Raw genomic sequence first — 3,128 nt, forward strand, 5'->3', positions numbered from 1 at the left:
GACCTGGCGCTGGCGGCGCGCTTCTGCGACCGGGTGATGCTGATGCAGGCCGGGCGCGTCGTGGCGGACGGCCTGCCGCAGGACGTCCTGACCGACATGGCCATGCAGGCGGTCTATGGCGTCGCGGTCCGGCGCATCGGCCAGGCGGTCATCCCCTGGTCGCTGACGGAGTGAGGGCGCGCAATACGGAGGCGGCTCGCGCCCTGCGCCGATTTCATGAAAGATACACAAAAGTAATGGACGGTTCCGGGTAGAAGAAGCCCGTCTTTCATCTGGGTGTGCTGTCCGCGATGAACGTGATTCTGAACGACCGGCTTGCGTCGGCCAGTTACCGGACCGTCTTCCTTTCCGACGTCCACCTGGGCACGCGCGATTGCCGCGCGGATCTTCTGTCGGAATTCCTGGGCGGCATGACGTGCGAACGTCTCTATCTGGTCGGCGACATCATCGACGGATGGAAGCTGAAACGCTCCTGGTTCTGGAACAGCCATCACGACGACGTGGTGAACCAGATCCTGCGCATGGGCCGCAAGGGGACCGAGATCGTCTATATCCCCGGCAATCACGACGAGATCCTGCGCCGCTGGCTGCCGCATCAATTGGAGGTTGCGGGCATCCGCCTGTGCGAGACGGCCGAGCACGTGACCGCGGCGGGCAGGAAATTCCTGGTCCTGCACGGCGACGAGTTCGACAGCGTCGTGCGCTATGCCCCGTTCCTGGCGATGCTGGGCGACCGGGCCTATACGGCGGCGCTGATCGTCAATCGCTGGTTCAATCTGGTGCGCCGCCGGCTGGGCCTGCCCTATCGCTCGCTGTCGAAATGGCTGAAGCGGCAGGTCAAGGGCGCGGTCATGGCCATCGACCGGTTCGAGACCGCGGTGGCGGACGAGGCAAGGCGCCGCGGGATGGACGGCGTGATCTGCGGCCATATCCACCACGCCATCATCAAGGACCTGGACGGCGTGCTGTACATGAATGACGGCGACTGGGTCGAAAGCTGCACCGCGCTGGTCGAGCATCATGACGGCAGCATGGAATTGCTGGACATGACCGATGTGCGCCGCCGCCTGCCGGCGAACGCATCGCGCCTGGCGTCGCTGCTGTTTCCGGCCGGCGCCTGAATGACGCCGTCTGCCGCGGTTCTGGATCGTGCCGGGCCCGTATCGGTGGATCATGTATCGGCGGATCATGCATTGGCGGATCATGCCTTGCGCCTGCTTGTGATCACCGATGCCTGGTATCCCCAGGTCAACGGCGTGGTGCGCACCGTGTCGCGCCTGGCGGACGAATTGCGCGCGATGGGGGTGACCGTGTCGGTCATCGGTCCGCACCTGTTCCGGACCATCCCCTGTCCGACCTATCCGGAAATCAGGCTGAGCGTGCTGCCCTATCGCCGGTTGCGCCGGCTGATCGGGGCGTTTGGTCCCGACGCGATCCATATCGTGACCGAGGGGCCGCTGGGGCTGGCCGCGCGGCGCTGGGCGATCCGCAACGGGCGATGCTTCACCTCGTCGTTCCATACGCGGTTCCCCGAATATATCCGGGCGCGGAGCGGGCTGCCGACCCGCGTGCCCTATGGGTTCCTGCGCTGGTTCCACGGCGCCGCGGCGCTGACCCTGGTGCCGACGCCCAGCATGCTGGGCGAGTTGAGCGATCGCGGCTTCCGCCATCTGGAATGCTGGACGCGGGGTGTGGATACCGACCGGTTCAGCCCCGGCTCGGCCGGCCATGACTGGCAGGCGCTGTACGGCGTTCCGGGGCCGTACATGCTCTATGTCGGCCGGGTGGCGATCGAGAAGAACCTGACCGCGTTCCTCGACCTGGACCTGCCCGGCACCAAGATCGTGGTCGGTGACGGGCCCGACCGCGCGGACCTCGCCGCGCGCTATCCCGGCGTCGTCTTTACCGGCTACAAGGAAGGCGCCGACCTGGCGGCGTCCTATGCCGCCAGCGACGTGTTCGTGTTTCCCAGCCTGACCGACACGTTCGGGCTGGTGATCCTGGAGGCGCTGTCCTGCGGCCTGCCGGTCGCGGCGTTCGACGTGACCGGACCGCGCGACATCCTGCCGCGGGGCGTGTCCCCGCTCGGCGCGATCGGGCCGGATTTGCGGGCCGGCATCCTGGCCGCCCTGAACGGCGACCGGGCGGCCTGCCGGGCCCATGCCGCGCGCTTCAGTTGGAATGCCTGCGCGCGGATGTTCCTGGACGCCGTCGTCCGGGCGCAGGGGGTGAGCGTGCCGCGTTGAGGGGCGTCATTCAGCGGCGCCGGATTCAGATCCGGGTGCCGTACAGTCCCTTGTGCGGCGAGACATGCAGGATATAGCTGTGTGGCGGCGGAGCGGCGGTCCGGGGACGGTCGCCGAAAGTCCAGTCGCGGATGGAATGGCTGAGTTCCAGCTCGTCATGCGGTTCCCATTCGACGGCGAAGACATGTCGCCGCCAGGACAGCGAGGCCGCGATCTGCGTGGGGGCGCGGGCATAATGCAGGGCGAGCCGATCCTGGCGGGCGATCTGCCCGCCCGCGGCGACCAGCATGGCCACCCCGGCCGCCACGGTCGCGACATGGCCGACATGGCGGAACAGGCGTTCGTGCAGATAGGGCAGGATCCGGCGCATCAGCAGGGATGACAGGATGGCGGCGGCGGCCACCGCGGCGCCGGCGGCCAATCCCCGCGCGTCCAGCAGGCCGAACGCGCCGTACAGGGCCAGTTTGAGCAGGTGCAGCATGATCTCGTTGGCCGCCCGGGTCGCGACGATTTCCTCCTTGCGCAGGCCCAGCCGGTAATAGAACCCGTTGAAGAGCAGTCCGACCGCACCGGTAAAGCCCGACAGGAAGCCCGCCGCCGCCCCGATGGCCGACAGCCAGGCCTGGTGCGGCGTCCCGCCATCCGCACCCTTGCCGTTCACCATATGGGGCGTCCTGCGAAAGAGCAGCGGCACATTGCCCACCAGGAACAATCCCAGCAGCAGGTTCAGATAGACCGGGTCCATGCGGCTGAGCGCCCAGGCGCCCAGCATGGCGAAGGGCAGGGCGGTGGGGGCGAAATGCCGCACCACGTCCCAGCGCACCGCGCGCCGGAACGCGGCGATGCGGGCCAGCGAACTGGCGGCGGTGCCGATCGACAGGG

Annotated in this window: 3 protein-coding genes; 2 read left to right on the top strand and 1 reads right to left on the bottom strand. The window is 67.9% G+C overall.

Annotated features, from left to right (window positions below; all coding sequences use genetic code 11):
- Positions 1-290 precede the first annotated feature (290 nt).
- Together HUK84_RS13470 and HUK84_RS13475 are read left to right on the top strand one after the other, a co-directional pair.
- Positions 291-1,121: a UDP-2,3-diacylglucosamine diphosphatase gene (locus HUK84_RS13470; protein ID WP_176640748.1), complete on the top strand. Its 831-nt coding sequence runs from the start codon at positions 291-293 to the stop codon at positions 1,119-1,121.
- Between the two features lie 87 nt (positions 1,122-1,208).
- The gene (locus HUK84_RS13475; RefSeq protein ID WP_246285672.1) at positions 1,209-2,246 is read left to right on the top strand and encodes a glycosyltransferase family 4 protein; all 1,038 of its coding nucleotides are present in this window, start codon (positions 1,209-1,211) and stop codon (positions 2,244-2,246) included.
- Positions 2,247-2,271: 25 nt separating this feature from the next.
- Here HUK84_RS13475 and HUK84_RS13480 read toward each other — a convergent pair.
- Positions 2,272-3,128 (bottom strand): sulfite exporter TauE/SafE family protein (locus HUK84_RS13480; RefSeq protein ID WP_176640750.1); only part of this gene is annotated, 857 nt, incomplete at its 5' end.

The sequence above is a fragment of the Nguyenibacter vanlangensis genome, assembly GCF_013376155.1.
Taxonomy (GTDB): domain Bacteria; phylum Pseudomonadota; class Alphaproteobacteria; order Acetobacterales; family Acetobacteraceae; genus Gluconacetobacter; species Gluconacetobacter vanlangensis.